We start from the raw sequence: 21,210 nt of genomic DNA on the forward strand, positions 1-21,210 counted from the left end.
ATCAGATGATCCGAACGCCAAGATGAGCCCAACAGTTCCAACCACTCCACCGACACCGAGAACCACTGCCTCTCGTGTAGCTACACCAAACATATCTGGAGACTATAACCGGTGCAAGAAAAAGCCGCGGGCCACGTCCGAATCTGAGACTACCACATGACACTCGAATACGTCCGCCTCACGATTGAGGCGGAGATCAACTCGACGCAGCGCACAGGCGTATTCGAATGGGCTCCGGCAGCAGAAGGCGCCGGTGTCATCTCCGGAGGAATCCGGACGGGAACGATCGTCGAGAGCGGTGGACAAGCGGCGCTCGCGTTGCTCTCTCGCCTTTCGGATCAGGTGGAAGCGCGGGGGCAGGCTATCCGTGTGAGCGGCGGTGGACAACTCGCTTTCCAGCTCGAAGCGGAGACACCGACGACGGGGACAAAACCAAACGGCGACACGTTCCAGTGGGGGTCGGACCCGGATCCGACCGTCGGGCCGAACGCACACACGGCCACTGGCGCGGACAAGGAAGCCCAGCAGGCGGTCCTGCTGACGTACCTCTCGCGTAGTGATGGCGACTCGTTCACCCCGGCGACGTTGGAGTTCTTTGAGTACTCGTCGAACGGCTTTCTTGACCCACTCTCGGTCGCCCTCGAGGACCCGGAGGTGTCCATCGTCAACGACGACCCGACCGCAGCAGACATCAGCATGACCGCGGTGTCGGTACTGGATCTCGAACAGGCGCTCACGCAGCGCCAGCGCCAGCCGTAACCACAGTCTCCGCAGTTTTCGATCCACACCATGACCCTGTACGCATACGTACTCCCGCTCGACCAGACCCAGCAGTCCAACGCAGGGATGTCTGCCTCAAGGCAAGTCGCCTCGAACGCCGGCCTCAACAGTTCCGGCGCTCCCGAGTCGGCGGGCGTCGAACCTGGCGGCCGTCGGATCACCGGGTTTGTCGGCGGGACGGCTGCGGACGAGATCGCGACAGAGCTCAAAGAACTCGGGGGCGCACCGTCGACGGGGTTCGAGACAATCCCGCTGTACGGCGATAGCGACAGCACCGACCTCCGTGACGGGTACTACATCCTCGCCTCGGTGTCGACGTCGCCGGCGCAGCCCCAAGCGTTTGGTAAACTCCACCAGTATGAGGTCCGCCTGGAAGCCGTGGGAACGCGTCGGTCGCACTGGCGAGCGGCAACGACCGAGCCGGCGGCATTGACGTCTGACTTCGGGTCGGACGAGAAGCCGTACCTCGCCGCGCCGAACGGCGCGACGAACATCCGGTGGTTCGACCCTGGACCAGACACGCTGGAGCGGCCGTCGTCAGTCGAGACGGTCACGACCGGGGGCGGAGATGTCGACCTCTACGACCCGAGCGCGTCGAGCATCGCCTCGCCCGAGCTCCTGTATACGCTCCCGTACGGCAAGGAAGGCGACACGGATGTCCGGCTGTGGGACGACCGCGGCAACGCCTCGAAGTTGGATGGCAACGGAAACGTCAGCTGGCAGCGGGCGTTCCAACCTGACCACGAATTCAGCGGCGCGGCCGTCTTCTCGAACCGGAAGATTCGCGTCACGATCAACGACGACGCCCAGACGATCAGTGCCGAACGCTACGCCTCGGGCAGCTGGTCGAGCGTCACGCTCGGGACGTCCGACTGGGTCCCGCTCGACGTCGACGTCCAGCGCATCGAGCCGGCAGTCGTCGAGGCGGATGTCCTCTTCGACGACACGGCAAGCAGTTCGTTCTACACGCTCCGGGCGATCGTCCACCGCGGCTGGTCGAACGTCCAGTGGGTCCGTCCCAGCGACAGCGCCCCGCCGACGCCGTCGGGGCTCCAGACGCTCCTTGACCCGATCGCCTCACCGCGGTACGAGACGCCGAACCCGACGACCGGTCTTCGATCTCGGGACGACGTCCCGGCGGAGGTGTAGCTGATGGCGACGACTGAGACGTACACCACCGTCGGCGAACACACCTCGACGGTCCCGAGCGGCGTCGAGTGGGCCGTCATCGAGTGCTGGGGTGCCGAAGGTGGAACGTCTACCGGTTCCGTCACAGCGGCCGGGGGCAAAGGCGGGTACATCAAGGCCCGGCAGCCGGTCACGGCGGGCGAGACGCTCAACATCCACGTCGGGGGCGCCGGTGGCGCACTGACCGCGGGGGAGAACGGTGGTGGCTCTGGCGCGCTGGTCAAAGGATCTGACCCCGACGGGGAGACTGGTGGCGGCGGCGGCATGTCCGACGTGCGGCAAGGCGGAGACACCCGATCCGACCGAATCGTTGTTGGCGGCGGTGGGGGTGGCGGTGGGGCAGCCGTCAGCAGTAGTTCAGCCGCAGCATACGCCGGCGGTGGGGGTGCCTATCCCTCCGGGCAGGACGGCGGCGACAGCGGAGGGACGTACAGCGACACCGGTGGTGCAGGGGGTAGCTCGACCGAATCCGGCGGCAACGGCGACGACGCCCCCGACAAGACGAGCGCGGCCAGCGGAGCGGGCGGCGCCGGCTGGGACGGCGGTGGCGTCGGGTCACCAGACGGTGGGTACGAACAGGGCCCGGGCGGTGGCGGTGGATCATCGGCGGCGACCGGGACGGTTCTCGACGACACGTCCGCCGCTCGTACTGGCGACGGCAAAGTCGTCATCACGTACGACGATCCGCCTGCAGCGCCGTCCGGACTCTCTGCGACCGAGGACGCATCCGAAAACGTCGACCTCAGCTGGACGGACAACGCCACCACCGAAGACGAGTACCGCGTCTACCGGACGACGGTCGACACGCCGACATTCCCCGGCGATTACACGCAGATCGCTACGCTTGCCGCGGACTCGACGACGTACCAGGACACGACCGTCTCAGAAGGGACGGAGTACTCGTACGCTGTCACCGCGTGGAGCAACTTTGGCGAATCGTCAGAGACGACCACGTCGATCACGACGTCACTCGAGGCGACGACCAATCTCGCGATCGACGCGACGAACGGTGACCAGTTTGACCTCAGCTGGACCGACAACAGTGAGAACGAGGACGGCTACCGGGTGTACGTTTCCACCGACGGTGGGTCGACCTGGTCGGTCGACAAGAGCGTCGCAGCGAACTCGACGACGGCGACCACGACGAACCTCCTCGATGGCGAGACGTACGACATCCAGGTCCGGCCGTACACGACGGACGCCGAGGGGTCAAGCCCGACCGTAACCGGGACGACGGCACTCCCCGCGGCGAGCGCCCCCACGCTCGGCAACGGCGTCGAGGACGAGGTCGCCGTCTCCATCCCGGACGTCATCGACAACGGGCTCTACCGAGCGCAGATCCGCGAGACAGGCGAGTCGTCGTGGGACAGCAACGCGACGGGTTTCGCCGAGACGACGGTCACCGCCGACGCGGACACCTCCGGCACGGAGGACACGACGTTCACGAGCAGGGAGGACGGCGAGGAGTACGAGGTGCGTGTCCGGACGGAGTCTACCGACGCCGGGTCGACCGCCTGGACGTCGCCCGTCTCCATCGTCACGAAGTTCCCCGGTGCTTCCGGCCTCTCGGCGACGGTCACCGGCCGAACAACGCTCGACCTCTCCTGGACCGACAACGCCGACAACGAGGACGGCCAGCGGGTCGAGCGTCGCGAGCAGCTCACGTCGAGTACGTGGAGTGCCTGGCAGGTCCTCACCGACGTCGGAGCGAACACGACCACATACTCCGACAGCGGTCTCTCCCCAGGAACGACCTACGAGTACCGCATCGAGTCGTTCACCGAAGACGCCGAGGCGTACTCGAACGTCACGCAGACGACCACGAACGCCGCTCGGCTGCAGACCACGGCTGTTCCGCCCTCGGGCTACCGCGTCGAGGTCGACCACTCCTCCGGCGCGACGCACACGCCCGAGCCGATCGGCGAGCCCTCGTGGGACCCCGAACTCAACGGTCGCCCGGAGGTCACCATCCCGGTCGCCCGCGACGACAAGTGGGACGCGCCGGGGTTCGAGCGCGCAACCGTCCGCGTCTGGAAGGACGGCCAGCGCCTCCCGGTCGACACGCTCGTCAAGCCCATCCAGCGCCCCGGCGAGACGGTGCTCGTCCTGCGGGGTGGGAAAGAACTCGAGGAGCGCTACCAGCGCGACGTCGAGTCCGAGGAGGCGCACCTGCTCGCCGACGAGTTCGTGAACCAGACCGGGTACACCGCAAACGTCGACGACCCGAACGCGAGTACGTCGCCCGACACGCTCCTCCAGGAGGCAGACTCCGCGGGCGAGCTCTCGGGGAACCTCGCGTCGGCGCTCGCCTCGACCGACCCGTGGGTCGTGACGGGTGGCGGCCTTTTCCGCCCGTCACAGGTCGCCTACCACAACGAGGCGGAGGACTTCGATGGCGGGAGTGCGCTCAACTTCTCGACGTCGGGGATCTCGAACGCCTCCCAGGGCGGGGCGATCCGCCTCGCCGCCGGCGATGCGACGACGAACACGACGTACACCCGGACGATCGAGGCCGGGATGCCGTCGGGAAACGTCGGCCTCGCCTACCGCCTCCGGGCGGACACGGCGGACACCGGCCTCTGTGGCTTCCGCCTCGAGGTAAACGGTGAGACGGCCGCGACGTTCACCAGCGGGTGGACGAAGCCCGATACGAACTGGTCGTGGTTCGGGCCGGACACTGTCACCTCGGGCCTCTCCCGTGGCGACACCGTCACGATCGAGCTGACGGCGCTCGGCGGCGGGCAGTCCGACACGAACGTCTACCTCGACACGTTCATCCTCGCCGATACGCGGTTCAGCTACACCACCGGCACCGTCGACGCGGAGGGTGGACTCACCGCGTACGAACTCTACCCGCCGGGCGGCGTCACCCGTGAGTTCGCCGACGCGACGCAGTCGCAGCTCATCACGTCGGCCACCTTCGACGGGGCGTTCTCCGACACCTCCGGCCCGCAGGCGGTCGGCCTCTCGAACGATTCCGGGTCGTCCTGGACGACGGCGTCAAACACCGACACCGTGACGGCGGACTTCTCGGCGAGCCCAACGAACGAAGTCCGCGCTCGCGTGACGCTCGGCGCCTACGGCGGGACGATCGGCGAGTCGCCGAACATCGGTTCGCAGGCGCAGGCGCTCGACCTCTATACGATCGAGGGGACGCTCGACAACACGCCGCTGGTTCTCAACCAGTCGTTCGACGGGAAGCTGGACGCGCTCCTCACGCGCGTCGCCGAGAGCCACGACTTCATCTGGGAGCTCACGTGGGACGACAGCGCCGACACGATGGCCGTCGAGTGGACGTCGCCCGGCCAGCGGACGGCGGACATCTCGCCGCAGCTCGTCGACTACGAGACCGAGCAGGACTACTCCTCGCCGACGCTGAAGGCGGTCGTCCGTGGCGGCCGGCAGACCCGTCGACGCGAACTCTTCACGTCGAACCACGGCACCGCAGTCAACCTCGACCAGAACCGCCTCATCGAGTCGACCGAAGCCGTCTACGACACGAGCACCGGCGAGCAGTTCACTCGGGGTGACGACTACACAATCGACAACCTCAACGGCACGATCACGACGCTCTCGTCGGGGGCGATGAGCGACGCGACGCAGTACGCCATCGACTATCAGTTCAAGCCGACGGGGTCGTACGAGGCGGCGGAGTACAGCGGCGACCCGACGACGGAGGTCGCAATCGACATCCCTGAGGCGACGACCGACCAGGCGTGCGGGCAGGCGGCGCTCCGGATCGTCCAGGCGACGTCCGAGCCGATCCGGTCGGCGACGGTCGACATCGGCGAACTCCCGGTCGGCGTCTCGCTCGTCGAGGCGATCAACGTGGCCGACCTGCCCGAGTCGGCCGACCGCCTGGAGATCTGGGGGGTCGAGGACCGCCCCGGGTCGACGCGCCTGCAGCTGGGATCGCGGAAACCCGTCTCGCAGGTCGTCTCGCGGATCCGGGCCGACCTCGGGAGCGTCCAGCGGCGGACCTGAGAGCACGACGACCACGTGATGACCCTGATCCCCCTGGTGGGGCGAGGGCGAGCGCCTGCAGACGACCCTCTCCTTGAGGAGGTTACACATGAACGCAACCAGACAGCAGACAGTGAGCCGGCGCCACGCCGGCAGAGGCATCGCATGACGGTCAAAGACGACATCCTCGTCCTCCCAGACAACCAGACCGAGCGCGGTTCGGTCTCGCAAGCGACGGTCAACAAGGACGACTTTGTCGAGTCCGGCGGCGCGTTCGATCCGGACTACGACGCGCTTGAGCTGCACGTCAACCGCTTCGTCGCTCACATCACGGCCGCGGGCCAGTACTACCGCGTCGATGCGGAGGCGCGCGCGAACGACGACACCGTCTCGCTGACGGACGCGGCCGTCAACGAGATCTACTACGACATCGACAACAGTGGGTCGGTCACGACCGGCTCGGTCACGGCGACGACCGGCTCGGCACCGTCGGCGCCGGCGCTGAAGATCGGCGAGGTCGACACGAGTGCGGACTCGTACGACGACACACTCAACCGGCGACCCGACTCGGCGTTCGGACGGGCGACCGCCGATGTGATGGATGCAGACAAGCTACTTCCAACAGTCGCCAAGCAACTCAAGCCAGACCCAAGCGCGTCAGACGGGATTACAAATGAGTACGTGACCATACCCGACGACGGCGCGAAGATCATTGACTCGGAGTCCCAATGTCTCGTTTTGATAGGGGGGCCGTCGGAGTCTTCCGGGGGCGGATTGTTGGCAACCAGCTTCAGCACGCTAACTACGCTCGCAACTACTAACGTGAGCAATGAGGGTAATACTACATTGGACGGAACGTCTGGGCCGGACGGGTCGCTGAACCTCGCTATCGACAGTAATAATCTGTACCTTGAAAATCGCACAGGTTCAGAACGGTCCTACACGGTGGTGCAGATAGGCCAATGAGTTGGGAATACAAATACGACGACGAGGTAGATGAAACGACTATTTACTGGTCCGGCAATGGCACGACTAAGTCCATTACAATCTCGGGCAGGATAGATGCGTGGGTGTCCGGTTGCCCCGAAAAAACCGTGGCGAAGGAGGCTGTGGCTGACATGATCCAGAACGCAGGAACGCCCGAACGAATTCGAATGCTATATGACCTCAATTTCGGCTTCAAAGAGAGATAAGATGCCTCTTCTTAGCAGCGTATTCGCTGAGTAACTCTCTGGAACTTATCGTGCTCGGGTCGGGATAGCTTTTCAGCGCGCCCCGTTCTCGCGGGGATCATGACGAAGTCGATGAAGGTCCCTGACCCAGTCCACGAGAAAGCCAAGGAGATCCAGGAGACCCACGACTACGCGAGCCTCGGCGAAGCGATCCGACACATGTGCCGCGAGGGGGGTTACGACGTCTAAGCCAGTGGTTCGAGCTTCGTGTACGTCTGCTTCGCCCGGTCGATCTTTGTGTTGATGCGCGAACTGTACTCGTCGACCGTGCTCTTTGCAGGCTTCGGCTCCTTGTGGAGGTCCTGGAGGAGGTCCGCGATCGACGCGTGCGAGTACCCCAGCATCTTCAGCGCCGCGACGTGCGCCTCTTGGTTGCTGAGGCTCGTCCCCTCGTGGAGGTGGCTGTGCAGGCACACGTTACACGTCGAGTCGCCGCCCTCGCTCGTCTTCCCGACCACGATGCCGTCTTCGGGCGCGTCCTCCGCGCCGCAGTGAGCGCACTCGTTCATCAGTTGAGCAGGTAGGTGCCGCCCTCGTCCTTGGCGAACGCCTCGACGGTGTCGTACTCCTTCGTCTCCTCGGCGACCGGGTGGTCGTCTCCGGGCCACCAGTCGTCCTCCTCACATCCGGCCTTGAATCCGGCCCACTGCGAGAGCGTGGCGTCGAGCGTGCGGTCCGTCTCGGGGTCGTAGACCCACGCGTGGCCGTCGCCGTCGACGTGCCCGAACTTGATGACCGCCTGCGGATTCTCGCGCTTGTACGCCGCCGCGAAGTCCGTGCAGACCATGTATTCCGCCGCCCACTCGGTGAAGTCCTTGCCTTGCATTGTCTTTCTACACTACACTCTATGTAGGGTATTCACTTAACTCTTGCCCTACAGTATGTGTAGGGTGAGTGGCTGTTCACGGATTCGGTACTGATAGATACGCTTCCGATAGAGGATTGTCTTGGTCCAATATTGGGCGTAAATTGGTCCAAGACGGCCGTTCTGTGCAGTCCCAATCTGCTGCGATGCACCTTCCTAACGCCTGATTCTCTTTCTGCGGCCTGGAACGAAATCCGCCGACGACATCGCCGACGCACCGGTTTACCCATGCTCGAGACACTCCAGACGCACCCATCGATAGTCGCATCGCTCGTCAGTCTCGCGGCGCTCGCGCTATTCGTGCGGGCGCTCCAGGGCCCGCGGACGCGCCGGTGGCTCGGACCCGCCGCGGACTTCTGGGAGTCGCTTCGCAGGCTGGTCTTGCCGCTGGTCGACCGCGTCGCTCGACGGCGCCTGCCGGGCAACCACTACGCCGCCTACACGATCTCGCTCGACGAGCACGTCGGCGTGATCGACGCGCCGCCCGAGCGCGTGGAGCAGCTACTGTGGGATGCTGGCTTCCGTCGGATGCCGCTGGCAGCCTACAAGCAGCTCCCGAACGGCGAGGCCGAGGTCGGCTCGTGGGCCTATCGCGACGGCCTGCTCGCCCGCAAGCAGACTCACGTGATGCTGTTCCGGACTGGTGGCGCTGGTCAGCAGACCAGCGTGTTTGCGCATCGAGAGTTCAACGCGCTCAACCCGACGACGGCGTGGAAGCACTACCGCGGCGTCGGGCTGTCGGCTGCCGAGGGCGAGCGGGCGGTGAGGGAGCGGTTGGACGAGGGTGTGTGGGCCGAGGCGTGACTCAACCGTCCGCAGGATAGCAGTCCTCACAGACCATGACCCACTCGTCCATCGGGACGTCGTCTTGGCCTGGCCGCGGTCGGAGTGACTGCGCTGGCTCGTCGCACTCGGCACAGACACCGACCGAGCGGAGGTCGTCGTAGCCGGCGCCGCGGACGAGCGCGACGAGATTCTCCGCGCTCCGGAGCTTCGACCGCGCGTCCCGCTCCAGGTTGTCGACGTTCGAGGCGCTCGTCTCCATCGCGGTGGCTACCTCCTGGCGGCCCTCGCCGACAACGTGTCGCCGGTAAAACGCCTCTGCCTGCCGCTCCCCGAACCCGTGCTCGCTGGCGTGGGCGACGAACTCGTCAACGTCCATCAGTTGTCGTCCTCGTCGAACACCCACTCGATCTCGACGTGCTTGCCCTCCGGACCGAGCTGGCGACCGAGGTCGAACGTGTCGGGGAGGCTGTGACGCAGCTCCTCCCAGTAGATCTCCCGGGACTCCTCGACGGCCGCGTCGATGCCGCCGATCTCCTCGATCTCCTCCTCCGAGAGCGCAGAGCGCGTGTTGCCCCGCGTCGGCCACTCGACGAGGCCGCGGAACCCCCGCTCGCGACCCGTCTCGATGATGGTGTGCGGCCGGATGTGGATCGGCTTCGCAGGCCAGTCGCTCGCGTAGTGGACGCCCGACTCGCTGAAGTATGTCTCTGCCTCCTCGGCCTCGCTGAAGCCGCCACGCCCAGGGTTGAGCCGGAGCACCGTGTTGCCGCCGCGGCGCCGGTCCGTGTCGGTGAGGTAGTTGTTCCGCAGCGCCTTCTTGAAGTCCTCCCACCGAATCCGGATCGTCTCGACAGCCGCAACGCGCTCGTCTGTGTGGTTCGTCTCGCCGCCGTCCGCAGTAGCCTTCTGAGGCATGTTGCATCTATACGTATGCAACCCACCCACTTAGTTGTTTGCATCCGAATAGATGCAACCAGACCGCAGAAGGGAGGGGAGAGGCCCCTGCACCTGACCACTGCGTGTGGATCAACGAGGCGGTCAGGTAACGGCTTTTCGGTCAGCCGGGGAGTTGCCGAAGTTTCCTGGCGGTCGCTTTCCCAGACCCTGCGATATAGCATTCGGCGGTGCTGAAGGATGCCCATCCAAACATCTGCTTGAGGGCGACGACGTCCAAGCCGCGGGCGACCAAGTGCTCGGCAGCCGTGCTCCGGAGGCAGTGCGGGTAGATCTCGTCGGCGTCCAGCTCGGGCGCGGCCTCCGCAGCCGCGGTCACCCGGCGGTTCACCGACACGCGAGAGCTCTGGAACTCCGAGAACCGCTCAAAGTACTCCTCAATTGTGAGGGCAGCGCGCGTATCCGAGTCGTAGGGCACGTCGCGTGCGGCAGCGTCCGTCTTCGGATTCCACATTGACTCGAGCGCGTGTTCGTACACGGCCTGCTCCTCGGCGTCGCCGTCGGTGTCCGCGTACTCGACGACTTGCTCGGCCTGCCGCCGGCAGTAGCCGCAGCGCCCGCCGTCGCGACCCTTGGTACAGTCCTGTTGGGCGGGGATCCGGATCATCCGGTTCCGGCGGTCGATCCACGAGTCGCGCATGTGGGCGATCTCGCCGGCACGGAGACCCAGCCGCCCCGCGACGAGGACGACCAGCCGCGTCTCGAGAGCGTGGTAGCCGTCGTCGAGGGTGTGCGTCGCGGCGACGAGGCGCTCGTACTCGCGGTCCGAGAGCGCGTCCTCGCGGGTGTGGTGGACCATCAGGCAGCCCTCCACGCGTGGCTGGTCGTGGCAGTACTACTATCAACGGCGTCGATGTTGGTGTACATGCTTCGCTTGGTGGCGAAGCGACAGGGCGGCTGTTCCTGCAGCCGCCCCCAGCGACCCTCGCTCCCGAGAGAGTCATCCCCGACGCTTCATGCCCAGCCGCGGAGTCGAACCGCGGGACGTCCTCCTGGGCGACCGCCGACCGCGACGTGTTACTCGACGTCTTCTCCGAGCAGCTTGAGCGCTCGATCGAGCGCCTCGGCGAGGTCGTCGCCGCGGACGTCGGCGTGTGCCGACTTCGCCTCAAGCAGCGCCGCGCGCAGCGCCTCCAGGTCGACGTCATCCTCGGCGGCGTCGTGTCGGGGATCGTCGACCAGCTCGTAGAGGCCCGTCTCCAGTTTCTCGATGTGGTCGTGTTCTGAGAGACGCTTCAACCGCTGGCTCACGTAACTGCGGTCGGTGGAGATCCGTTCAGAGAGGAACTTGGGGGTCCCACGCCCCTCGGCGAGTTCGTCGAGGAGCTGGCGATCAACGTCGTTCAAATCGTCTGCATCGAGCACTGTCGTGCTTTTCACCGCCATACAATAACACACTTGTGCAACAGTAAGTAACTATTGGTTGTTACCACAGTAGATAGTAACAGTCCGTTAGTTACTTAACCCCAGAGGTAGTACGTGGTAGTAAGCACGGGACGTGGCCGCCGTCGCAGAAGGTGGCCCGGGGCGGTGGGACGCCCCTGACCGTGCTTGCCAAGAAAGCAAGCATGAGCACGAACACACGCGCTCCGGAAACGAGTATCGATGCGGACCGCTTCACGGCGGTCACGAGCCCGCGCCAGATCGCGGCGGACGACATCCCGCGGATGGCCGAGCCCGACCAGCTGACCGACGACGCGCCGCGCTCGATGGCGTTCGCCGTCGGCGTCCGGCCCGGCGTCGTCCACAACGTCGACGCACGTCGTGAGTACAATGCGACCGCGGTCCTGTACATGACCGAGGATGGCGAGCGTGTCGTCGAGCGGTGGATCGCCGGCGGGCTGACCGAGGCACCGCGGGCGACGATCGTCGCCGACGACCGCCTCGACACGGTCGGCCTGAACGCAGCCCGGCTCGCGGACGCGCTGGCGACGCACCCGGAGGTCGATTCCTGATGGCCTGGACGACATACACGCTCGGCGACAGCCGGACGACGACCTCACCAGTCGTCGCGGAGGCGTTCTCGCGCGCCGGCGTACCCGTCACCGCGGTCACGGAGGGTGGTGCCTGATGCGCGGCAACCGCATCCACCCGCGGGCCAGCCGCCACATCAAGGACCACCGTAGCGAGGCGATCGACCGGTTTGAGCACCGGATCCTCAAAGACGGCCTCCACGACGACGTCGTTGAGGACACGCAACTCGCGCACCTCGAGGACGCGCTCGCGCAGGTCGAGGACGTCCGCGACCGACGGCGCGAGGAGCTGGCCGACGATCTCGACGACGACCCGAGCGCCGAGATCGCCAACGCTGTCGAAGCCCTACACGAGCCGATCGCCGACCGCGTCGACGAGCTGTGCGCCGAGCGCTGCCGGGCGGTCCTCGTCGACGGCGACGAGTGGGTCGACGAGGGGTGGGAGGACCGCGAGGCCGTCGAAGCTGCGAAGCGGGAGGCGACCGCGTGGCTGCTCGCGCACGAGGACGTGACACGGCGGCTGTGGGCCGACGAGGAGGATCCCGTCCTTGAGGAGGTGGACGCGTGAGCGACACTTGGTTCCGCATCGGCGACCCGGTCATGGACGCCGCGCAGGGTCGCGCGATGGTCGTCGTCGCGACGCCCGACCAGACCGTCGCCGAGTGGTCCGAGGCCGAGGGGTACGACCTGCTCGACAACTACGCCAACAGCAAGTTCGACCCCGCGCCTGACGAGCCGGTCGTCGAGTGCGTGTACGTGAGCGACGTGCGCTCGGAGCCCAGCAAGACGTACACGTTCCCCGCCAGTCGCTGCCGGTTGATCGACGTCCACCACGCGGACGACGGCCGGCGTCTGTACGACCGCGTCGCGCGGGACGTCCTCGAGGCGCTGTTCCGTGTTGCCGCGGCGAGCGACATGGCCTCCAGCGCCGAGGCCGTCTACGACGTCGCCAGCCATGCCACTCTCGGGAGCGCGCTCGACGAGGACGTCGTCGAGGAGGCGTTCGAGCTCGCGGAGATCGAGGCGAAGTTCGGTGGTGACGATGGCGAGTAGCGCCTCCTCCTCGAACGCGAGCATCGACACGTCGCTCGCGACGCGCTCGGCCGCGGCGCTCACCGAGTGCATGGTCGTCCTCCCGACCGAGGACTCGGAGGTGTTCGACGTCGTCGCCGCCTCGGGACGAACGTACCACGTCGACCTGCGCGCCGGCGTATGCGACTGCCCCGACGCGCTCCACCGCGACCCGACCGGCGGGTGTAAGCACGCGCGGCGGGTGGGCTTCGCGACGGGGCGCCGGCCGATCCCTGGCTGGGTCGACCGCTCGCGCCTCGACCCGCTGCTGGGCTCGCAGGTGTCGGGAGCGCCGCGTATCGAACGCCGTGACGGCACGACGGAGGTCCTCTGATGGCCGATCGATTCCAGCAACTCCAAGCGGGGGACACGCTCCAGTGTGTCGAAGAGCGAGCGCCGCCGGCCGGGTCGCGGACGGGGAGCTTCTCGACCGGGCGCCCACGGTTCACGGTGGTCGTCGACCGCGTCGACGGCGACTACGTCGAGGCGACTGCCACCACGGGGAACGCCCATCGTCGGACCCCCGACTTCGGCGACGAGGTAGCGCTGTCGCTCGCGACGCTGCGAGAAGACGACCGCTGGGAGGTGCTGGAGTAATGCGCCGGCCGTACCTCACGGATGGCGACCTCCGCGTTCTCGCGGGACCGTTCGACGACCCTCAGATGGCCGCGATCGAGCAGATGCTCGCCGAGCTCCGCCTCGGGCGCGAGTGCTACGTCGACTTCATGACCGAAGCCGAGGCGCGCCGGAGGGCGGCATGATCCCCGAGTCCGTCCTGCTGGCGTATACCGACGGCGCGGGCGAGCGCCGTCGACTCCGAGTCGAGCGCGTCGACGACGGCTGGGAGCTCCTCGAAGAGCGTCACGACGGCGACGCGTGGGTTGGCTGCGGGACTGAGCGCGTCGAGGGCGTTTGGCTCGAAGGCGAACTGCACGACGCGTTCGGCGAGCGGACGGTCGACCACTGGAGCGCCGGGCCATGAGTCCGCCCGTCGCAGGCGGTCGCGAGCGCCGGTTCTCTGATCCGGACACCCATTATCACCTCGTGTTCTCGACGACGGGGTACGCGGCGGACGGGTACGCCCTCGGCGAGTACGTCTGCGTCGAGTGCGGCCACTGTGGGGCTCGCGCCGAACACATCGACGGGCTCGCGAAGGTTCACAGGCGGTGGTGCCCGCAGGCGGACGTCGTCGCCGACAGCGAGCACGGACCCGGGTACGACGGGCACCCGTATCGGTAGCGGGTTACACTAGCCCGCCTACTACAGATCGGACCATCACTCCTGCTCCGGTCGCTGCGATGGCGACCGCGTATCCGATCCCCAGAAGGGCATAGTTCGCGATCGGGTTTTTCGCCCGGGCAATTGGCTTTACTATCTTCTTTGACGACATCGGTGCAAGCGGGCGGACACCCATTGGCGTGATCGCGTCGGCCGCGATATGAGAAATGATCGTGAGGCACCCCGTCAAGAACCCGAGAACTCCAAGTGCGAGTCCGAGGATGAGCCCCTGCTGGGCGCCGATGAGCGCGCCGAACGCACCCAAGACCAGACCAGTTACGAGCGCGAACCACACGGTGTGGGTGATACCCCGATGTTTGATGAAGGGGACTCGAAGGTCTTGGTCTGGAAGTGACGCCAGAGCCGCAGCAGCTACGAAGCCGACGATCGCTGCACTTAGCCCTCCCACAAATGCGAGCAGGAACCCCAGCGGTGCGAAAAACAACATCGCTGCGCCTTGATGTCCGGATTGATACATAATAGATACTGCTCACATGATCGGCATAACAGTTGTGGGCTATACCCCACTGTTTGAACTATGGGGTAACCATGTGGCGATCGCCAAACGGTCGCGCCGCGCGGTTTCACTTTCACTCCGCCCAAGAATCGAATTAAATACCCCGTCGTCCGTCACGTGGTGATGGGATGTCAGGAACGACGAAGCAGGCGCCACGCGAGCGCGTCGAGATCCGCCGCACCGGGCCCGAGAAATATCGGTGGACCTGTCCCGAGGGCCACATCGCGTGGGATCGGACGAATAACCACATCTGGTGTCCGACGTGTCGCCAGCAGCACGAGCACGGCGAGGACGTCGACCCCGAGCACTACCACGTGATCGACCAGAAGACTGGCGAGCGCGTCGCGTGGGAAGACGTCGAGGTGGTCAATCCGTGAATTTAGTCAGCCGTCGCCATCATCGTGCTCGAGTTTCCCTCGAGCTCGTCGATGAGTTCGTCGACCTTCTCTCGGAGAAGATCGCTTCGACTCACTTCGCGGTCAAGCGTTCCCTCGATCTTGTTCTCCCAAATGAGGTCGTCCAAGCGATTGACTGTCGACTCATCCATCCGAACCGTGACACGTTTCGTCCCTTCCTCGGGCTCGGTCATGTCTTACCGTGTGACGCACCAAATGATAACGGTTAGGTCACGGAGACAGGGATGACATGAATACAATCATGCAGGGGAAAAGAACTAAGACACACACCGTCATAACGTCATACGTCGCATGGCACGAATAACCATCCGCCTCCCGGACGACCTCGACGCGGACGTCGAGGAGCACATCGGCTACGGGTCGAAGAGCGCGTTTTACCGGGAAGCGGCGGAGGAAAAGCTAAACCGAGAACAAGCTGCCTGCGACGGAGCTGCGGCTGAACAGGCAGAACAGTAGCCAGCGTCCCACACACCCGGGCCCAGGTACCAACTCGATCCGGGTGCGCGGGCTGGCGTCCCGATGCAGCCCCAGATGGGGATCAACACCGAGACAGATGGACTGCGAATCCAGCGACCAAAACGACGGCGATACGAGGTATAGTAACACAGGCGCTACTGGCGGCCACCCAGTCAGTAACGGCGTCATACCACAGTCTCAGACATCTGGAAACAGAAACGAGAAGGTCCCGGTTTGCCCGGGATGTGAGTCCACCCATATCCACAGCCGGCTCGGGGGATTCCGCGCCGGTGACGGAGGCGGTCCGTCTTACCGGTGCTCGAACTGTGGAGAGAAGTTCGACGAGCCGGTGACACGCCGGCGTCAACAGTCGTCGGCACCTCGCTATGGGCTTGCTCGCGAACTTAGCGAGGCGCACCCAGATGATGTCGCGGGCGCTTCTGGAGGTAACGCATGAGCGACGACGACGACGACGTCGTCCGCATCCACGAGCTGGCCGACGGCGGGTTCGCCGCCTGGTACGACGGCCGGGCGGCCGTCTACCGGGGCGAGGGCGACACGCGCGCCGACGCACTCCGGGCGCTCGCGACTCGTCTCGACCCGCACGACCAGCCCGACGACGCGACCGCGGAGGTGGCCTGATGTCGGGCGCGATCCGAGCGGCCGCCAACCGCGCACCCACTGACGAGGGCACCTGCCCCGCCTGTGGCGCCGGCCTCGTCGACGCGCGTTGTCCGAAGGGGTACAGCCGCCTCCACTGCGTGAGGTGTGCGACGGAGATCGAGGCGCGCCACACGTGGCACGCTCGCCGCGACAGCGTCCGGGGTGGTCGGTGATGAGCTGTGATCGCTGCGGGCAGCGCGCGCAGGGTCGCCTCTGTGCGACATGCACTGAGATCGAGGCGATGGAGGACCACTGGGAAGCCAAGCGCGGCGAGGACGCGCCCGAGGAGGTGTCGGACTGATGACGCGCTCTACTGTCACTGTCAGCGGCCACGAGCTGCTTGACGTGTTTCACGACCACGAGCGCACGTACCCGGTAGTCGTCGAGGTCGGTTCATCAGACCACGGCGAAATCTGCGTCCCGGAAGCGAGCCCGTCGGACATCACGATTCGTGGGTATCAGGACACCGTCGACGAGAACGAATACGGCGGAACGTGGGAGCTCCGTCACAACGGCGAGCGGATCGCCGAGGGGTACCTGAACACGCGGCTATCCAGTGCCGTCACCGCAGAGATCGGGGCGAGCCTCATCGAAGTCCCGCCCGCTCAACGCGTTGTGATCGACGTGTACGGCGAGCGGGTCAACGGAGGTGACGCTTGATGCACGCCGCGATCCTGCGCGTGCTCACGGGCGACCCCGACGTCGAGGAGCTTCCGAACCACCTCGAGGGCGGCCTCCCGGCGGCGTCGTTCGAGCGCACGGACTTCCTCGACGGCGCGACCATCCATCACGGGCGCCTCGCCGGGCGCCGCACGACGACCGACCAGGAGGTCATCGTCGGCGAGGACGCGATCTTTACCGAGCCGGTCGAGCGCGACCGCGAGGTCGTCACCGACTGTTACGTCGACCTCGGCGCCAGCTGGTGCGGGTACGACACCAGCGACGGCGAGCAACTCCTCACTGACTACCTGCTACAGACGGCGGGCGTCATCCCCGAGCCGACCGAGATCCACCTGGATGCGTGGATCGAGGAGTACGGCCGTCGCGACGACGCGAGCGTATGGGCCACGTCGTACTCGCAGTCCAAGGACGACGGCTACCCGCGCGATCGCGCTGGCGCGGATTTCCACGCCGACGCGACGATGGACGGCGTTCCCACCGAGGGCGTCAGCGCCTTCGGCTTCTCCTACAAGTGGAACGGCGGCTGGATCCGTGGGATGCTCGCGGCGAGCGGCTACGTCGCTGTCTACTCCGACATGCACGTCGAGGAGTTCGGTCGGTGGGTTCGCGAGGAAATCCGCCCGTACCTGACGATCGCTGGCGACGAACCGGTAACGCAGTCCGAACTCTCGGACGCGAGCGAAGACGGCGTCGCGACTGACGGAGGCGAGGACGATGCCTGAGACAGTGCAGCTGTACGCCGACCTTGCTGGCTCCCAGCGCGACACGCTGTGGGCGGTGTACCACTACGACCGCTCGACTCCGCGTACGATCGCCGGCGTCCTCCCGTCGAGTTACCAGACGATCTACAACGCGATCGACCGTCTCGAAGACGAGAGCCTCGTCGAGACGGAGGCGCATCCGACGGACGGCCGCCAGCGTGTCGTTACCTGCACCGAGCGCGGGAAGCAGGTGCTCGCCGACCGGCAGAAGTGGGAGCGCGGCGGGCCGGAGGTGGCCGACGCATGAGTTCCGAAGACGTCCAAGACCTCGTCGACGACGCGCTCGAACGCGCGGTCGCGAACGGGACGGATCTCGACGAGGTCGAGCGTATTCTCGACGACGCCCGAGAGCGCCTCGAACAACTGCGGACACTCCGGGGTGAGGCGTGATGGCGGGCGAGGATGCAAGATCTGCGTCGGGTGTTTCGCAACTGACGTGCGGCTACTGCGACACCGACGAGCTCGTCTACGAGCTGGAGTCCGACCGCGGACCCGTACGGCGCTGCATCGAGTGTCTCGCCATCGAGCAGGGGCAACAGCAGCTGTCGCTCCCGTTCGATGTGTGGATCGACCGGGACGACATCGAACCGCCAGAGGCCGACGATGCGCCGGACTTCGAGCCGTTCGATCCTGTCCGCAGCGACTACGAGACGGCCCGGGCCTGGTTCTCGGTGCTGGCTCGGTTGAAGGACGACGACCCGATCGTCAAACGCGACCCGGACACCCACGGCACGATCGCCGAGAGTACGCGTGAGTTCCTCGCCAACGTGATGGGCGAGGACGCACACAAGCGGCCTTCGGAGCTTCGGCAGGAGGTGAGCAGCGGTGGCGAGTGACGATGGATCCGGGCAGGACGTTCGGAGGTGTTGCTCGTGTCGCGTGACGATAGATCCGAGAGCGGAACCCAACACGCCGACGTCCCCGACGCCGCGTTCGAGGCCGGTGCCGAGCAGCTCGCCGTCGCCGCTCGCGACGACCGCCACCTCGAGGCCGAGGGCTGCCCCGAGTGCGACCAGCGACCCACGGAGGGAATCGAGTCGTTCTCGCTGCTCTTCAGCCTCTACTCGCCGGCCGAGCCTGAGGGCCTTGCCCGCTGTCGCAACTGTCAGACGGTGTTCGACGTCGACTCCGGAGAGGTGATCGACTCGTGATCCCTGACTGGCTCAAGGACCTGAACAAGATCTCGGTCGATCGCTTCACTCAGTACCACACTTCCAGTGGTTTCGGAGTCGGAGTCAGTAGTACAGAGTCTAACGACTTCGATTTCCTTCCTGCAGATCTCACGACGGCTATCCTTACCCGCCAACGTGATCGAACAGTTTCCGAGGTGGTCATTCGTGGCTGAGTACCGCGACGCACAACCGCACCTGTTCGACACGCGGCCGCCGAACTGGCGCGGTGGTTCCTCGCTGACCGCCGACGCCGACAACGAGGGCGTCTGTACCTGTTGCGGCGCTCGCGTGACTGTCGGCCCGGACGGCGACGAGTACGGACACGGGTACGGCTGCCCTCACCGCCTCCCAATCTCGGCGGACCGCGCCACGATCGAGCACCAGATCTCCGAGCACATCTGCCCGACTTGCGGTCGCGGGGACTTCGAGTCCGCGTACAAGCTCCGGTGTCACCACGCCGGCGCGCACGGAGAGGCGCTCCGCGAGGAGCGTACGTGCGACAACTGTGGCGGGTCGTTCGAACCGGCTCGAGAACGACCCCAGCAGTACTGCTCGCCAGCGTGCGCCACCGCTGCCCGTCGGGACCGGGTCACGATCGAATGCGATCACTGCGGCGAGACGTTCGAGACGATCCCGAGTAAGAAGGAGCGTGGGAAGCGCTTCTGCTCGAACGCGTGCAAAACCGCAGGACTACGCTCTGACGTGACGAACGCCTGCGAGGAGTGTGGTGAGGAATACGAGGTCAAGGCGTGGGTTGCCGACGACTCTCGCTTCTGTTCGGCCAGCTGCCTCGGTCGCGCGAACGCCGCGAAGTACCTCAATAGTGACAGCGGACATGGGGGTGTTGCCGGTGACTGAGTTCCAGCGCACGGCGGCGTTCTTCGCGTTCTGGCTACTGTTCGTCGCGATCATCGTCGCCGGCCTCCTGGTCTCCGTGGAGGTGGGGGTGTGAGCATGGCCGCCCGGTCCCAGCCGTTCGACGAGCTTCGCGACGGCGTCGGCGCGACTGACCACCTCCTCGAGGAGCGGTGGCCGCAGCGCGCCCGGCCGACCGACGATCTCCGGGACGCGTGGGTCCGCGGCGAGCGCCTCGCCCTCGAGGACGAGCGCATCCCGCCGCACGACGAGGCCCGCTACGACGCCTGGACGCAGACAGTCCTCTTCCGCCGGGATTCCCGGCTCACGACCTGTTACAGTGTCCGCGAAGAGCACATCACGAACGTCCACGGCGAGGCCGTCCGTGAGGCTGTTCGCGAGCAGGTGTGGCGCAGCGCTTCTGGAGGTGACCAGTGATGCGCCTTCCTATCGCGAGATACGGTTTACAAGTTGGTTACTCGTCGCCGGTTTCGCCTTCCTCGCGCTCGACAGCGCGGAGGAACGCCTGTCGCGACCACGTCAGCAACGCCCGCTCGTCGTCGAGCGTCCACGACACACGGTCGAGGACCTCATCGAGCGTGATCAATAGCCGCATCGCCCGCTTGATCGCCGCCGAGCGCGACCGGCCGTCGCCCTCGCTAAAGCGGTGGTCGAACTCCCGGAGCATGTCGAGATCGTCTTCACCGATCCAGACGCCGATCGTCCCCTCCTCGTACTCACGCGAGGAGCGCCCGCGGTCGACAGACATGCTCGATCACTCGCGCGACCAGCGTATCAACCCCACGGAGGACCCAGAATGAGCATGAGCACGCAACACGACACCCACTGTCCGTACTGTCCGGACGACAACCAGCCCGACGTCGAGACGATGGACCAGCTCGTCGACCACCTCACCGACGTTCACGACGCCTTCAGCGCCGCCACAGCAGGTCGTGTTAACCGGGAGGAGCGCGTCAAGACTGACGGCGGACAGCCGACCGAACGGACACTTGAGGCCGCTGCCGAACCGCACCTCGTCGGCACGTGCGAGGAATGCGAGGGTCGGCTCATCGAACGTGTCCTTTCCTCCCACGACGGGACGGGTTGGGTCCAACTCGTCTGCGAGGAGTGCGGTACCGAGGTTCGCATCGCGTACGAGATCGGAGGGGAGCATCCCTGGGAGAAAGCGGCTGAGGTCGACGGCATCACTGACGCGACGGTGAAGGATGTCGCGTGGGTGGACTGCGACCGGTGTCACGGTTACGGCCAGATCGAGGACCCGATCTGTGACCTCCGCCGCGCGATGAACGGTCGCGAACATCCCTGCCCCAGGTGCGATGCGACTGGCAGCGTCCCCCGAGTGGTCGAGACCGACGGCGGTCGCGTCGTGCGCTCGTCAGACACCCCTCAATCGTTCCAGACGAAACGTACCTCTGACTCAGAGCGGCCGAACCTGCAAGGATTATCCAAAATCGCCAGACAGCGGTGGGTTTGGGGTGATGCACTCTCAAAGCTTAGTGTCTTAGGACACGGGAGTGCACCAGATTGATGTACCACGCGGCGGAGGGGCGGATATGAGCGAGGCGGACGCCGACACCG

At 65.8% G+C, this 21,210-nt stretch carries 38 protein-coding genes; 29 read left to right on the top strand and 9 right to left on the bottom strand.

Features of this window, described 5'->3' with window-relative positions:
* The first annotated feature begins 156 nt into the window (after positions 1–156).
* From ACQUQ1_RS19300 to ACQUQ1_RS19325, 6 genes are all read left to right on the top strand, one after another.
* The gene (locus ACQUQ1_RS19300) at positions 157–759 is read left to right on the top strand and encodes a hypothetical protein (protein ID WP_435065894.1); all 603 of its coding nucleotides are present in this window, start codon (positions 157–159) and stop codon (positions 757–759) included.
* 30 nt (positions 760–789) lie between these two features.
* Positions 790–1,929, top strand: a complete 1,140-nt coding sequence (locus tag ACQUQ1_RS19305) for a hypothetical protein (RefSeq protein WP_435065895.1) — start codon at positions 790–792, stop codon at positions 1,927–1,929.
* A gap of 3 nt (positions 1,930–1,932) precedes the next feature.
* Complete coding sequence (locus tag ACQUQ1_RS19310; RefSeq protein ID WP_435065896.1) at positions 1,933–5,952, top strand: fibronectin type III domain-containing protein; 4,020 nt, start codon at positions 1,933–1,935, stop codon at positions 5,950–5,952.
* A 144-nt stretch (positions 5,953–6,096) separates the two neighbouring features.
* Positions 6,097–6,897, top strand: a complete 801-nt coding sequence (locus ACQUQ1_RS19315) for a hypothetical protein (RefSeq protein ID WP_435065897.1) — start codon at positions 6,097–6,099, stop codon at positions 6,895–6,897.
* On the top strand, positions 6,894–7,124 hold the full coding sequence (locus ACQUQ1_RS19320; protein WP_435065898.1) for a hypothetical protein: 231 nt from the start codon (positions 6,894–6,896) through the stop codon (positions 7,122–7,124). Before ACQUQ1_RS19315 ends, ACQUQ1_RS19320 begins: the two co-directional genes overlap by 4 nt.
* Before the next feature lie 99 nt (positions 7,125–7,223).
* Positions 7,224–7,352, top strand: coding sequence for a hypothetical protein (locus ACQUQ1_RS19325; protein ID WP_435065899.1), 129 nt, complete (start codon positions 7,224–7,226; stop codon positions 7,350–7,352).
* Here the strand turns inward: ACQUQ1_RS19325 and ACQUQ1_RS19330 are convergent.
* Both ACQUQ1_RS19330 and ACQUQ1_RS19335 read right to left on the bottom strand, forming a co-directional pair.
* The gene (locus ACQUQ1_RS19330) at positions 7,349–7,672 is read right to left on the bottom strand and encodes a hypothetical protein (RefSeq protein ID WP_435065900.1); all 324 of its coding nucleotides are present in this window, start codon (positions 7,670–7,672) and stop codon (positions 7,349–7,351) included. The two genes, ACQUQ1_RS19325 and ACQUQ1_RS19330, sit on opposite strands and share 4 nt — an antisense overlap.
* Positions 7,672–7,989: a hypothetical protein gene (locus tag ACQUQ1_RS19335; RefSeq protein WP_435065901.1), complete on the bottom strand. Its 318-nt coding sequence runs from the start codon at positions 7,987–7,989 to the stop codon at positions 7,672–7,674. Before ACQUQ1_RS19335 ends, ACQUQ1_RS19330 begins: the two co-directional genes overlap by 1 nt.
* 267 nt (positions 7,990–8,256) lie before the next feature.
* Here ACQUQ1_RS19335 and ACQUQ1_RS19340 point away from each other — a divergent pair, with 267 nt between their 5' ends.
* Positions 8,257–8,832, top strand: coding sequence for a hypothetical protein (locus ACQUQ1_RS19340; RefSeq protein ID WP_435065902.1), 576 nt, complete (start codon positions 8,257–8,259; stop codon positions 8,830–8,832).
* Between the two features lies 1 nt (position 8,833).
* Here the strand turns inward: ACQUQ1_RS19340 and ACQUQ1_RS19345 are convergent, their stop codons facing one another.
* The 4 genes from ACQUQ1_RS19345 to ACQUQ1_RS19360 form a co-directional block, all read right to left on the bottom strand.
* A complete protein-coding gene (locus ACQUQ1_RS19345; protein ID WP_435065903.1) occupies positions 8,834–9,190 on the bottom strand; it encodes a hypothetical protein in 357 nt (118 codons plus the stop codon).
* A complete protein-coding gene (locus tag ACQUQ1_RS19350) occupies positions 9,190–9,729 on the bottom strand; it encodes a hypothetical protein (protein ID WP_435065904.1) in 540 nt (179 codons plus the stop codon). Before ACQUQ1_RS19350 ends, ACQUQ1_RS19345 begins: the two co-directional genes overlap by 1 nt.
* Positions 9,730–9,871: 142 nt before the next feature.
* The gene (locus ACQUQ1_RS19355; protein ID WP_435065905.1) at positions 9,872–10,567 is read right to left on the bottom strand and encodes a tyrosine-type recombinase/integrase; all 696 of its coding nucleotides are present in this window, start codon (positions 10,565–10,567) and stop codon (positions 9,872–9,874) included.
* 218 nt (positions 10,568–10,785) lie between these two features.
* A complete protein-coding gene (locus tag ACQUQ1_RS19360) occupies positions 10,786–11,154 on the bottom strand; it encodes a hypothetical protein (protein ID WP_435065906.1) in 369 nt (122 codons plus the stop codon).
* 182 nt (positions 11,155–11,336) lie between these two features.
* Here ACQUQ1_RS19360 and ACQUQ1_RS19365 point away from each other — a divergent pair, with 182 nt between their 5' ends.
* The 8 genes from ACQUQ1_RS19365 to ACQUQ1_RS19400 all read left to right on the top strand — a co-directional run bounded on the left by ACQUQ1_RS19365 (position 11,337) and on the right by ACQUQ1_RS19400 (position 14,051).
* Positions 11,337–11,723, top strand: a complete 387-nt coding sequence (locus ACQUQ1_RS19365; RefSeq protein ID WP_435065907.1) for a hypothetical protein — start codon at positions 11,337–11,339, stop codon at positions 11,721–11,723.
* Between the two features lie 115 nt (positions 11,724–11,838).
* Positions 11,839–12,309 carry a hypothetical protein gene (locus tag ACQUQ1_RS19370; protein WP_435065908.1) on the top strand — a complete coding sequence of 157 codons (471 nt, stop codon included), beginning with the start codon at positions 11,839–11,841 and terminating at the stop codon, positions 12,307–12,309.
* Positions 12,306–12,794: a hypothetical protein gene (locus tag ACQUQ1_RS19375; protein WP_435065909.1), complete on the top strand. Its 489-nt coding sequence runs from the start codon at positions 12,306–12,308 to the stop codon at positions 12,792–12,794. The genes ACQUQ1_RS19370 and ACQUQ1_RS19375 overlap by 4 nt, the downstream gene beginning before the upstream one ends.
* On the top strand, positions 12,784–13,146 hold the full coding sequence (locus ACQUQ1_RS19380; protein ID WP_435065910.1) for a hypothetical protein: 363 nt from the start codon (positions 12,784–12,786) through the stop codon (positions 13,144–13,146). The genes ACQUQ1_RS19375 and ACQUQ1_RS19380 overlap by 11 nt, the downstream gene beginning before the upstream one ends.
* Positions 13,146–13,409: an SNF2/RAD54 family helicase gene (locus tag ACQUQ1_RS19385; RefSeq protein ID WP_435065911.1), complete on the top strand. Its 264-nt coding sequence runs from the start codon at positions 13,146–13,148 to the stop codon at positions 13,407–13,409. Before ACQUQ1_RS19380 ends, ACQUQ1_RS19385 begins: the two co-directional genes overlap by 1 nt.
* Positions 13,409–13,573, top strand: a complete 165-nt coding sequence (locus ACQUQ1_RS19390; protein ID WP_435065912.1) for a hypothetical protein — start codon at positions 13,409–13,411, stop codon at positions 13,571–13,573. Before ACQUQ1_RS19385 ends, ACQUQ1_RS19390 begins: the two co-directional genes overlap by 1 nt.
* Positions 13,570–13,794 carry a hypothetical protein gene (locus ACQUQ1_RS19395; protein WP_435065913.1) on the top strand — a complete coding sequence of 75 codons (225 nt, stop codon included), beginning with the start codon at positions 13,570–13,572 and terminating at the stop codon, positions 13,792–13,794. The genes ACQUQ1_RS19390 and ACQUQ1_RS19395 overlap by 4 nt, the downstream gene beginning before the upstream one ends.
* A complete protein-coding gene (locus ACQUQ1_RS19400; RefSeq protein WP_435065914.1) occupies positions 13,791–14,051 on the top strand; it encodes a hypothetical protein in 261 nt (86 codons plus the stop codon). The genes ACQUQ1_RS19395 and ACQUQ1_RS19400 overlap by 4 nt, the downstream gene beginning before the upstream one ends.
* A gap of 4 nt (positions 14,052–14,055) precedes the next feature.
* Here the strand turns inward: ACQUQ1_RS19400 and ACQUQ1_RS19405 are convergent, their stop codons facing one another.
* Positions 14,056–14,568: a metal-dependent hydrolase gene (locus ACQUQ1_RS19405; RefSeq protein WP_435065915.1), complete on the bottom strand. Its 513-nt coding sequence runs from the start codon at positions 14,566–14,568 to the stop codon at positions 14,056–14,058.
* A gap of 167 nt (positions 14,569–14,735) precedes the next feature.
* Here ACQUQ1_RS19405 and ACQUQ1_RS19410 point away from each other — a divergent pair, with 167 nt between their 5' ends.
* Positions 14,736–14,984, top strand: a complete 249-nt coding sequence (locus ACQUQ1_RS19410) for a hypothetical protein (RefSeq protein ID WP_435065916.1) — start codon at positions 14,736–14,738, stop codon at positions 14,982–14,984.
* A gap of 2 nt (positions 14,985–14,986) precedes the next feature.
* Here ACQUQ1_RS19410 and ACQUQ1_RS19415 read toward each other — a convergent pair whose 3' ends face one another.
* Positions 14,987–15,196: a hypothetical protein gene (locus ACQUQ1_RS19415; RefSeq protein WP_435065917.1), complete on the bottom strand. Its 210-nt coding sequence runs from the start codon at positions 15,194–15,196 to the stop codon at positions 14,987–14,989.
* A gap of 118 nt (positions 15,197–15,314) precedes the next feature.
* Between ACQUQ1_RS19415 and ACQUQ1_RS19420 the strand changes: the two genes are divergently transcribed.
* The 12 genes from ACQUQ1_RS19420 to ACQUQ1_RS19475 all read left to right on the top strand — a co-directional run bounded on the left by ACQUQ1_RS19420 (position 15,315) and on the right by ACQUQ1_RS19475 (position 20,049).
* A complete protein-coding gene (locus tag ACQUQ1_RS19420; RefSeq protein WP_435065918.1) occupies positions 15,315–15,479 on the top strand; it encodes a ribbon-helix-helix domain-containing protein in 165 nt (54 codons plus the stop codon).
* 453 nt (positions 15,480–15,932) lie between these two features.
* Complete coding sequence (locus tag ACQUQ1_RS19425) at positions 15,933–16,121, top strand: hypothetical protein (protein ID WP_435065919.1); 189 nt, start codon at positions 15,933–15,935, stop codon at positions 16,119–16,121.
* On the top strand, positions 16,121–16,315 hold the full coding sequence (locus ACQUQ1_RS19430; RefSeq protein WP_435065920.1) for a hypothetical protein: 195 nt from the start codon (positions 16,121–16,123) through the stop codon (positions 16,313–16,315). The genes ACQUQ1_RS19425 and ACQUQ1_RS19430 overlap by 1 nt, the downstream gene beginning before the upstream one ends.
* Positions 16,315–16,443 (top strand): hypothetical protein, encoded by a 129-nt coding sequence (locus tag ACQUQ1_RS19435; protein WP_435065921.1) that lies wholly within the window; start codon positions 16,315–16,317, stop codon positions 16,441–16,443. The genes ACQUQ1_RS19430 and ACQUQ1_RS19435 overlap by 1 nt, the downstream gene beginning before the upstream one ends.
* Positions 16,443–16,802 (top strand): hypothetical protein, encoded by a 360-nt coding sequence (locus tag ACQUQ1_RS19440; protein ID WP_435065922.1) that lies wholly within the window; start codon positions 16,443–16,445, stop codon positions 16,800–16,802. The genes ACQUQ1_RS19435 and ACQUQ1_RS19440 overlap by 1 nt, the downstream gene beginning before the upstream one ends.
* On the top strand, positions 16,802–17,545 hold the full coding sequence (locus tag ACQUQ1_RS19445) for a hypothetical protein (RefSeq protein WP_435065923.1): 744 nt from the start codon (positions 16,802–16,804) through the stop codon (positions 17,543–17,545). Before ACQUQ1_RS19440 ends, ACQUQ1_RS19445 begins: the two co-directional genes overlap by 1 nt.
* A complete protein-coding gene (locus tag ACQUQ1_RS19450) occupies positions 17,538–17,831 on the top strand; it encodes a MarR family winged helix-turn-helix transcriptional regulator (RefSeq protein WP_435065924.1) in 294 nt (97 codons plus the stop codon). Before ACQUQ1_RS19445 ends, ACQUQ1_RS19450 begins: the two co-directional genes overlap by 8 nt.
* The gene (locus tag ACQUQ1_RS19455; RefSeq protein WP_435065925.1) at positions 17,828–17,974 is read left to right on the top strand and encodes a hypothetical protein; all 147 of its coding nucleotides are present in this window, start codon (positions 17,828–17,830) and stop codon (positions 17,972–17,974) included. Before ACQUQ1_RS19450 ends, ACQUQ1_RS19455 begins: the two co-directional genes overlap by 4 nt.
* Positions 17,974–18,420, top strand: a complete 447-nt coding sequence (locus ACQUQ1_RS19460) for a hypothetical protein (protein WP_435065926.1) — start codon at positions 17,974–17,976, stop codon at positions 18,418–18,420. Before ACQUQ1_RS19455 ends, ACQUQ1_RS19460 begins: the two co-directional genes overlap by 1 nt.
* A gap of 36 nt (positions 18,421–18,456) precedes the next feature.
* A complete protein-coding gene (locus tag ACQUQ1_RS19465) occupies positions 18,457–18,735 on the top strand; it encodes a hypothetical protein (protein WP_435065927.1) in 279 nt (92 codons plus the stop codon).
* A gap of 156 nt (positions 18,736–18,891) precedes the next feature.
* Positions 18,892–19,614, top strand: coding sequence for a hypothetical protein (locus ACQUQ1_RS19470; protein WP_435065928.1), 723 nt, complete (start codon positions 18,892–18,894; stop codon positions 19,612–19,614).
* Between the two features lie 90 nt (positions 19,615–19,704).
* Entirely contained in the window at positions 19,705–20,049 is a 345-nt protein-coding gene (locus ACQUQ1_RS19475) for a hypothetical protein (RefSeq protein ID WP_435065929.1), read from the top strand.
* 37 nt (positions 20,050–20,086) lie between these two features.
* Here ACQUQ1_RS19475 and ACQUQ1_RS19480 read toward each other — a convergent pair whose 3' ends face one another.
* On the bottom strand, positions 20,087–20,380 hold the full coding sequence (locus ACQUQ1_RS19480) for a hypothetical protein (RefSeq protein WP_435065930.1): 294 nt from the start codon (positions 20,378–20,380) through the stop codon (positions 20,087–20,089).
* 48 nt (positions 20,381–20,428) lie between these two features.
* Here ACQUQ1_RS19480 and ACQUQ1_RS19485 point away from each other — a divergent pair, with 48 nt between their 5' ends.
* Positions 20,429–21,160 carry a hypothetical protein gene (locus tag ACQUQ1_RS19485; RefSeq protein ID WP_435065931.1) on the top strand — a complete coding sequence of 244 codons (732 nt, stop codon included), beginning with the start codon at positions 20,429–20,431 and terminating at the stop codon, positions 21,158–21,160.
* Positions 21,161–21,210 lie beyond the last annotated feature (50 nt).

The sequence above is a fragment of the Halobaculum sp. EA56 genome, assembly GCF_051195075.1.
In the GTDB taxonomy this organism is placed as follows: domain Archaea; phylum Halobacteriota; class Halobacteria; order Halobacteriales; family Haloferacaceae; genus Halobaculum.

Bases quoted from the DNA above. Each gene is read 5' to 3' on its own strand.
- ACQUQ1_RS19300 (WP_435065894.1), top strand. From the start codon at position 157: ATGACACTCGAATACGTCCGCCTCACGATTGAGGCGGAGATCAACTCG.
- ACQUQ1_RS19305 (WP_435065895.1), top strand. From the start codon at position 790: ATGACCCTGTACGCATACGTACTCCCGCTCGACCAGACCCAGCAGTCC.
- ACQUQ1_RS19310 (WP_435065896.1), top strand. From the start codon at position 1,933: ATGGCGACGACTGAGACGTACACCACCGTCGGCGAACACACCTCGACG.
- ACQUQ1_RS19315 (WP_435065897.1), top strand. From the start codon at position 6,097: ATGACGGTCAAAGACGACATCCTCGTCCTCCCAGACAACCAGACCGAG.
- ACQUQ1_RS19320 (WP_435065898.1), top strand. From the start codon at position 6,894: ATGAGTTGGGAATACAAATACGACGACGAGGTAGATGAAACGACTATT.
- ACQUQ1_RS19325 (WP_435065899.1), top strand. From the start codon at position 7,224: ATGACGAAGTCGATGAAGGTCCCTGACCCAGTCCACGAGAAAGCCAAG.
- ACQUQ1_RS19330 (WP_435065900.1), bottom strand. From the start codon at position 7,672: ATGAACGAGTGCGCTCACTGCGGCGCGGAGGACGCGCCCGAAGACGGC.
- ACQUQ1_RS19335 (WP_435065901.1), bottom strand. From the start codon at position 7,989: ATGCAAGGCAAGGACTTCACCGAGTGGGCGGCGGAATACATGGTCTGC.
- ACQUQ1_RS19340 (WP_435065902.1), top strand. From the start codon at position 8,257: ATGCTCGAGACACTCCAGACGCACCCATCGATAGTCGCATCGCTCGTC.
- ACQUQ1_RS19345 (WP_435065903.1), bottom strand. From the start codon at position 9,190: ATGGACGTTGACGAGTTCGTCGCCCACGCCAGCGAGCACGGGTTCGGG.
- ACQUQ1_RS19350 (WP_435065904.1), bottom strand. From the start codon at position 9,729: ATGCCTCAGAAGGCTACTGCGGACGGCGGCGAGACGAACCACACAGAC.
- ACQUQ1_RS19355 (WP_435065905.1), bottom strand. From the start codon at position 10,567: ATGGTCCACCACACCCGCGAGGACGCGCTCTCGGACCGCGAGTACGAG.
- ACQUQ1_RS19360 (WP_435065906.1), bottom strand. From the start codon at position 11,154: ATGGCGGTGAAAAGCACGACAGTGCTCGATGCAGACGATTTGAACGAC.
- ACQUQ1_RS19365 (WP_435065907.1), top strand. From the start codon at position 11,337: ATGAGCACGAACACACGCGCTCCGGAAACGAGTATCGATGCGGACCGC.
- ACQUQ1_RS19370 (WP_435065908.1), top strand. From the start codon at position 11,839: ATGCGCGGCAACCGCATCCACCCGCGGGCCAGCCGCCACATCAAGGAC.
- ACQUQ1_RS19380 (WP_435065910.1), top strand. From the start codon at position 12,784: ATGGCGAGTAGCGCCTCCTCCTCGAACGCGAGCATCGACACGTCGCTC.
- ACQUQ1_RS19385 (WP_435065911.1), top strand. From the start codon at position 13,146: ATGGCCGATCGATTCCAGCAACTCCAAGCGGGGGACACGCTCCAGTGT.
- ACQUQ1_RS19390 (WP_435065912.1), top strand. From the start codon at position 13,409: ATGCGCCGGCCGTACCTCACGGATGGCGACCTCCGCGTTCTCGCGGGA.
- ACQUQ1_RS19395 (WP_435065913.1), top strand. From the start codon at position 13,570: ATGATCCCCGAGTCCGTCCTGCTGGCGTATACCGACGGCGCGGGCGAG.
- ACQUQ1_RS19400 (WP_435065914.1), top strand. From the start codon at position 13,791: ATGAGTCCGCCCGTCGCAGGCGGTCGCGAGCGCCGGTTCTCTGATCCG.
- ACQUQ1_RS19405 (WP_435065915.1), bottom strand. From the start codon at position 14,568: ATGTATCAATCCGGACATCAAGGCGCAGCGATGTTGTTTTTCGCACCG.
- ACQUQ1_RS19410 (WP_435065916.1), top strand. From the start codon at position 14,736: ATGTCAGGAACGACGAAGCAGGCGCCACGCGAGCGCGTCGAGATCCGC.
- ACQUQ1_RS19415 (WP_435065917.1), bottom strand. From the start codon at position 15,196: ATGACCGAGCCCGAGGAAGGGACGAAACGTGTCACGGTTCGGATGGAT.
- ACQUQ1_RS19420 (WP_435065918.1), top strand. From the start codon at position 15,315: ATGGCACGAATAACCATCCGCCTCCCGGACGACCTCGACGCGGACGTC.
- ACQUQ1_RS19425 (WP_435065919.1), top strand. From the start codon at position 15,933: ATGAGCGACGACGACGACGACGTCGTCCGCATCCACGAGCTGGCCGAC.
- ACQUQ1_RS19430 (WP_435065920.1), top strand. From the start codon at position 16,121: ATGTCGGGCGCGATCCGAGCGGCCGCCAACCGCGCACCCACTGACGAG.
- ACQUQ1_RS19435 (WP_435065921.1), top strand. From the start codon at position 16,315: ATGAGCTGTGATCGCTGCGGGCAGCGCGCGCAGGGTCGCCTCTGTGCG.
- ACQUQ1_RS19440 (WP_435065922.1), top strand. From the start codon at position 16,443: ATGACGCGCTCTACTGTCACTGTCAGCGGCCACGAGCTGCTTGACGTG.
- ACQUQ1_RS19445 (WP_435065923.1), top strand. From the start codon at position 16,802: ATGCACGCCGCGATCCTGCGCGTGCTCACGGGCGACCCCGACGTCGAG.
- ACQUQ1_RS19450 (WP_435065924.1), top strand. From the start codon at position 17,538: ATGCCTGAGACAGTGCAGCTGTACGCCGACCTTGCTGGCTCCCAGCGC.
- ACQUQ1_RS19455 (WP_435065925.1), top strand. From the start codon at position 17,828: ATGAGTTCCGAAGACGTCCAAGACCTCGTCGACGACGCGCTCGAACGC.
- ACQUQ1_RS19460 (WP_435065926.1), top strand. From the start codon at position 17,974: ATGGCGGGCGAGGATGCAAGATCTGCGTCGGGTGTTTCGCAACTGACG.
- ACQUQ1_RS19480 (WP_435065930.1), bottom strand. From the start codon at position 20,380: ATGTCTGTCGACCGCGGGCGCTCCTCGCGTGAGTACGAGGAGGGGACG.
- ACQUQ1_RS19485 (WP_435065931.1), top strand. From the start codon at position 20,429: ATGAGCATGAGCACGCAACACGACACCCACTGTCCGTACTGTCCGGAC.